Below are 6,272 nucleotides of genomic sequence, written 5' to 3'. Positions count from 1 at the left end.
CGGCGCCTGCCTCTTTTTATTCACTATCAGTTTTTAGTCTTCCATAGGAAGTGTGGATCCGCCAATCGGTACGACGTAGACGCTGCAGTCTTTGCCCATGCGGTTCAGTGCTGCATCGACAGCTTCCTGCAGATCGTGGAATGGTGTCATATTGGCTTTTGTTACCATAGCATCATCCATGTCAGTCACCATGTAAATATCGCATTTCTTCTGTACCAGGGCAAGAGCCGCGGATTTGTGGCCGCCGAGTTCGAAGTGTTCGTGAATGGCTGCGATTCTTTCGTCCGGTGTATCATACTGCTGGATCCAGCGTCCGAATACGTCGCTGCCGTATCCTTCTTTGCAGGAAGCGGCGAGAACCATGATGCCGCCTTCGCGGACTGCGTGCTTGACGTTGTCGATGGATTTCTGGGCCTGATACAGGTTGATATCCTTCGGGTAGCCGCCGGTGGAAACGATGACGACATCAGCCGGCTTATCGATTTTGATCTTGTAGATGCTGTCGAGGAATTTGCATGCTTCGCGGTGTGCTGTAACATGATGGCCTGCAGCTGCAAAGGCGATTTTCTTATGATCATCAAGGGCTACGTTTACGATGAAATCAACTGGGCAGAAGTCATAGACTTCTTCGATATCATCACGGACCGGATTTCCCTCGAGATGCCCTGCATAGGAATCCGGGCTGATCATGTTCTTGTGGTTTGCCTGAATGGCAGCTCTGGAGGATACGCCTGGCATGATAGCTTTCATGCCACCGCTGTAGCCCGCAAAGTAATGGTATTCGACATTGCCAAGAAGGATGCGGCGGTCTGCATCAGCGACTGTCCTGAAGATATCGACCGGAGTTCCGTTCTTGCAGTATCCCATGTGTTCCACATCATCGGGATCACTGTCAATGCATTTGACGCGGTTGTACACATCTTCGCCAACAAGGCGTTTCATTTCTTCCTCGGTCTGCTTTCTGTGAGAGCCAAGTCCGAAAACAACAGTGACATCCTTGTCTTCGACGCCTGCTTTTTCCAGTTCGTCCAGGACGCATGGCACGACGACCCAGGACGGCATCGGGCGTGTTACGTCGCTTGTCACGATGACAATCTTTTCACCCGGATGAACAATTTCACGAAGCTTCGGAGAGTCAATCGGATTTTCCAATGCTCTTCTGACTTCAGCTTCCTCGGACTCTACAGCCGGACATTCTCTTGGATTCAATTCGATGGGATGATGTTCATCACCCACATGAAATGGTACGTAATCCTTGAAGTATTTAATTTTAAATTCCATTTTTCGATCTCCCTTCGAGAGACTCATACACAAAAACTTCTATATTTACATTATACTATATTTCGGCGAAAATTCTCTGGAAAAGGATTTCGTAAAATATAATAATTTCATTGTTTCATGATATAATGATGAAAATGTAGTTTATTTGCGAGAGCGGCCCAATTCAATCATTTCTTTTTTAGAGAAAGGAGGCTGCAGACCGATTTCCCATCTGCAATCCGGTCCGCCCCACTTATGAAGAAAAAACTTTGGATTCCCCTGCTGGTATCCGCTTTGACACTCATGTCTCTCACGGCCAATGCGGATTATGCAAAATGGACTGACCCCACACATTCCTTCAAAGCTGATCATACGATATACACCTCTGTCGTCAATACCGATGTTCTGTCCGAAAAGATGGCGCCGGAAGGCCGTTCCTTCCAGGTCATTTTCAACCAGAAAGCTGCAGAAGTCAAAGGGCTGAAAATCATTACAGCGCCTCTTCAGGGAGCCATAGCGGTTCTCCCGGGAAACAGCACGGATGATGCATCTGCTGCAGCGCCTTCTGATGAAGTTTCCACTTCAGCTGTCCGCATCCCTCAGGCAGCCGTTGACGCCAAAGCGGATCTCTATGCCGTTCCGACGGTCACCCGCTGTGAGAAGCTCGTCAGCGTGGTTCCTGCCCATACGGAATGGACGACCAAGGAAATCCACGAAACAGTCCGTGACAAGAATGGTTACAAGGATGTCGTTCATAAGATTCCTTTCCCGGAACAGATTCCGGAGAAACAATACGTGACGATGTACCTGACCGTCCGCTTCGATGTTTACAGCATGAAGACCGGCGCTCTTGTTTTCACCAGCGAAGATGCCCGTGACAGATTGGACGACAGCAATTTCAACGGACTTTTCACCCGGATCGTTGAATGTTTCTTCAAGAACCTGAAGAGCGAAATCAATTGACAGGAGTATATTTTAAAGACGGCACCGGCCGTCTTTTTTTGTAAGCTTATCCGTATTTTCTCCTGAATCAGCATATATCTCTTAAAGCAGATGTATCATTTTTTCTTATTTGATGGCTTGACAAACGATCAAATGACGGTCTATAATCCAGTCATAAGAAACAAGCGATGATGAAGAAGGGATAATAAAACCTTTTCAGAGAGACGGTGGCTGGTGTGAACCGTTAAAGCATTATTATCTTTCCGCTTCGGAGGTGAAGACGATGAGTCTTCCGGGACATGCCCGTTACAGCTGACTAAAGATGGCCGTAAGGCAATTTGGGTGGTATCGCGGGTGCTCTCGTCCCTTAAGTGGATGAAGAGCGTTTTTTTATGGATACAACAGATTGGCAGCGGCTAAATTGGGTGGCACCGCGAGAATAAGAGAAGCTCGTCCCATGGGACGTCTTCTCTTTTTGTGTTTTCAGGAGGATACAAATGAAACGTGTATTTAACTTTAACGCAGGCCCTTCCCCCATGCCGATCGAAGTGCTCGAAGAAATGAAAAATGATCTGACCGATTTCCGCGGAACCGGAATGGGCATCACGGAAATCAGCCACCGCTCCCCCGTTTTCCAGGATATGCTCGATGAAACGAAAGCATACCTTCGCCAGATGATGAAACTGGATGATGATTATGAAATCGTCTTCATGCAGGGCGGCGGCACAATGCAGTTCCTGATGACAGGCTGCAATTTCCTTCACACAAGAGGCGCCTATGCCGATACCGGCGTCTGGGCGCACAAGGCAAGAAACACGGCCGCTTTCTTCGGTGAAACGTACGATGCCAATACAGCCAAGGACAGAAATTACGCCTATATCCCGGACACCTACGATATCCGTCCCGATACGAATTACCTTTACATCTGCGCCAACAATACGATTTACGGCACGGAATACAAGGACTTCCCAAAGGTTGATGTCCCCCTCATCTGCGATATGTCCTCTGACATTCTTTCCAGAGAAATCGATTTCAACCAGTTCGACATGATCTGGGCCGGGATCCAGAAGAATTTGGGCGCAGCCGGAGCCGCATTTGCAGTAATCAGAAAAGGCCTTCTTGAAAAAGCAAGGACGGATATTCCTGAATACCTCCAGTACCAGACTTTCGTCAAGAATGATTCCACATACAACACGCCGCCTGTCTTCTGCATTTACACGCTGAACCGGATGCTTCACTGGATCTGGAATATGGGCGGGCTCAAAGCGATTGAAGAAAGAAATAAGGTAAAAGCCGGACTTATTTATGACACCATCGACCAGAGCGGCGGTTTCTACAAAGGCCACGCTGATGTGAAGGACAGAAGCATGATGAACGTTACCTTCAACCTCGCGACGCCGGAACTGGAAAAGGATTTCGTCGAGAAAGCCAAGAAGAATGACTTCATCGGCGTCAAAGGCCACCGTCTTGTAGGAGGCCTCCGCATCTCCCTCTACAACGCAGTCACGCCGGAAGCCGCAAAAGCGCTTGCCGATTTCATGAAAGAATACAAAAGAACCAACGGTTAATCATCATACCTGAAACCATTACCCCCAAGGAGGAATCATCATGTACAGAATTTTCATCACCGCCGACGTTGCCAAAGAAGCCAAGGAAATCCTTGAAAAGGAATTTATTGTAGATATCCAGCCGAATATGGAAGAAGATGAGCTCTGCAAAGTCATTGCTGACTATGATGCCATCATTACAAGAAGCCAGACACGCGTCACCAAGAAGGTCATTGATGCGGCTGTGAACCTGAAGGTTATCGGCAGAGCCGGTGTCGGTATCGACGGCATCGATATTCCCGAAGCTACCAAGAAAGGCATCACTGTCGTCAATACGCCTGAATCCAATACGATTGCAGCCTGCGAGCACACAATTGCTCTGATGCTCTCCATGACGCGCCACATTCCGCAGGCACACCAGTCCATCATGGAAGGCCGCTGGGACAGAAAGAGCTTCACAGGCATCCAGCTTCTGAACAAGACCGTCGGCATCATCGGCGTCGGCCGCGTAGGTTCCAATGTGGCTAAACGTCTGCAGGCTTTCAACATGAAGACCATCGGCTATGATCCTTATATCCCGCTGGAAAGAGGCCAGCAGCTCGGCGTGGAACTGACCGATCTGGATACACTTCTCCGTGAATCTGACTACATCACCCTCCACACACCGCTTACAGATGAGACACGCGGTATGATTGATAAAGAAGCCATTGCAAAGATGAAAGACGGCGTCCGCATCGTCAATGCATCCCGCGGTGCAGTCGTCGATATCGAAGCGCTCGCCGAGGCACTGAAGAATGGAAAAGTCGCCGGAGCCGGTATTGACGTATGGCCGCACGAACCGCTGAAGCCGGAAGAAAACCCGTTCCTCGGTCTGACCAATGTCGCTCTCACCCCTCACCTTGGCGCATCCACAAAAGAAGCGCAGGCAGGCGTTGCCACTGATGTTGCCATCGGTGTAGCGCAGGCTCTCCATGGTGAACCGGTTGCAACCGCTGTCAATGCTTCCCCGATTACAAAAGCAACACTCAATGTCATCCAGCCATACTTCGACCTCTGCGAAAGAATGGGCAACATCGGCATCGACCTGGCCGGCGGCAGGATTTCCGGCGTCAATGTCGAATATACCGGCGAACTGGCTGAAACAGAAACAGCACCTCTTACGACCGCTGTCTTAAAGGGTCTCCTTGCTCCGGTCCTCCAGCAGACGGTCAACTTCGTCAATGCAAGAGGCATTGCAGAAGAGCGCCACATGGAAGTCCGCGAAGTCAAGGCCAGAAAGGGCCATTACTTCACCAACACGATTTCCCTCACCATCGACACAGACAAAGGAACCCACAGAATCACCGGCTCCCTCTTTGACAGAAAAGAAGCCAAGATTGTTTCCCTCGATCATTTCAGAGTCGACTTCGAGCCAAAAGGCTGCATCATCATCGCTCCGCATGAAGACAAGCCGGGCATGATCGGTCAGGTAGCTGGCGTTCTCGGCGCTGCCGGCATCAACATCAACGGCATGCAGGTCGGAGCTTCCAATGACAAGGGCATCAACGTCATGGCAGTCGCTGTCGACAAGGATATCCCAACCGCTGTCCTCCCGTCCCTCATGAATATCGAAGGGATCAAGGACGTCAAAGTCATCCACTGCGAACATTAATCCAGAAATTAAGAAAAAGGAGCCATCATGGTACGAATTATTCTGATCCGCCACGGGGAAACCACATGGAATACGGAAGGCCGCTATCAGGGCCAGGAAGATACCCCGCTTTCCGAAAGAGGCATCCGTCAGGGCATGGCTTGCGCAGAAGGACTGAAGAACATCCACATCGACCGTGCTATTTCCAGTCCCCTCTCCCGTTCCTATGAAACATGCCGGATGGCGGCTGAGAAGCATGGCCTTGTCGTAGAAAAGGACGAAAGGCTGACAGAAATCAGTCACGGTCTTTGGGAAGGCATCCATGCCGATGAGATCGAAGCCAGGTATCCGGAATCCTTCTATCTCTGGCATACCCATCCGGAAAAAGTACAGATGCCGGAAGGCGAATGCCTGGAAGATGTCAGGAAACGTGTCCGCGCTGCTTTTGACGAATATGCAGAAAAGTATGACGGGAAAACCGTCCTCGTCGCAGCGCACGATGCAGTAAATAAGGTCATCATCTGCGACCTCTTCGGCATGGGCATCGGCCGCTTCTGGCAGATCAAGCAGGACAATGCCTGCATCAACGTCCTCGAATATGACAAGGGCATCTGGAGGCTTGTCACGATGAATTCCACACCGCACCTGGGCTACCTCATCAGCGGAATGGAGCAAAAAGGATTATAAGGAAATGAAAAGGAGCTGTGACAAAATGTCCAATCATTTTGCTACAGCTCCTTTTGTGCTGATATATTCAATTAGAAGATTATCCAACACATTTATATATTTGTGTTATCTGAAAACCTCAAAACCTCGTTGCACTCGAAGGAAATGATGTTTCAGTCGCCTCCGGCGCCAGCTTGGTATGATTCAACAAGAAAGACAGAATAATA

5 protein-coding genes are annotated in these 6,272 nt (G+C 49.5%); 4 read left to right on the top strand and 1 reads right to left on the bottom strand.

Going from position 1 to position 6,272, the window contains the following annotated elements; all coding sequences use genetic code 11:
- Positions 1–33: 33 nt before the first annotated feature.
- On the bottom strand, positions 34–1,281 hold the full coding sequence (larAH6, locus tag M3200_RS01180) for a nickel-dependent malate racemase, LarAH6 family (protein WP_022381711.1): 1,248 nt from the start codon (positions 1,279–1,281) through the stop codon (positions 34–36).
- A gap of 234 nt (positions 1,282–1,515) precedes the next feature.
- On the opposite strand from larAH6, the gene M3200_RS01175 reads away from it, so the two are divergent.
- The 4 genes from M3200_RS01175 to M3200_RS01160 all read left to right on the top strand — a co-directional run bounded on the left by M3200_RS01175 (position 1,516) and on the right by M3200_RS01160 (position 6,066).
- On the top strand, positions 1,516–2,223 hold the full coding sequence (locus M3200_RS01175; RefSeq protein ID WP_022381710.1) for a hypothetical protein: 708 nt from the start codon (positions 1,516–1,518) through the stop codon (positions 2,221–2,223).
- A 476-nt stretch (positions 2,224–2,699) separates the two neighbouring features.
- The gene (serC, locus tag M3200_RS01170) at positions 2,700–3,770 is read left to right on the top strand and encodes a 3-phosphoserine/phosphohydroxythreonine transaminase (protein WP_022381709.1); all 1,071 of its coding nucleotides are present in this window, start codon (positions 2,700–2,702) and stop codon (positions 3,768–3,770) included.
- Positions 3,771–3,810: 40 nt separating this feature from the next.
- Positions 3,811–5,400 (top strand): phosphoglycerate dehydrogenase, encoded by a 1,590-nt coding sequence (serA, locus tag M3200_RS01165; protein WP_022381708.1) that lies wholly within the window; start codon positions 3,811–3,813, stop codon positions 5,398–5,400.
- 27 nt (positions 5,401–5,427) lie between these two features.
- The gene (locus tag M3200_RS01160; RefSeq protein WP_022381707.1) at positions 5,428–6,066 is read left to right on the top strand and encodes a histidine phosphatase family protein; all 639 of its coding nucleotides are present in this window, start codon (positions 5,428–5,430) and stop codon (positions 6,064–6,066) included.
- Positions 6,067–6,272 lie beyond the last annotated feature (206 nt).

The organism is Dialister sp. CAG:357 (assembly GCF_000435155.1).
GTDB lineage: Bacteria > Bacillota > Negativicutes > Veillonellales > Dialisteraceae > Dialister > Dialister hominis.
Note: the sequence above shows the minus strand (reverse complement) of the source record. Positions and strands in the feature narration are given on the sequence as shown.

What these genes read in the sequence shown, in the direction of transcription:
- larAH6 (WP_022381711.1), bottom strand. Translation starts at nt 1,281, where the DNA reads ATGGAATTTAAAATTAAATACTTCAAGGATTACGTACCATTTCATGTG.
- M3200_RS01175 (WP_022381710.1), top strand. Translation starts at nt 1,516, where the DNA reads ATGAAGAAAAAACTTTGGATTCCCCTGCTGGTATCCGCTTTGACACTC.
- serC (WP_022381709.1), top strand. Translation starts at nt 2,700, where the DNA reads ATGAAACGTGTATTTAACTTTAACGCAGGCCCTTCCCCCATGCCGATC.
- serA (WP_022381708.1), top strand. Translation starts at nt 3,811, where the DNA reads ATGTACAGAATTTTCATCACCGCCGACGTTGCCAAAGAAGCCAAGGAA.
- M3200_RS01160 (WP_022381707.1), top strand. Translation starts at nt 5,428, where the DNA reads ATGGTACGAATTATTCTGATCCGCCACGGGGAAACCACATGGAATACG.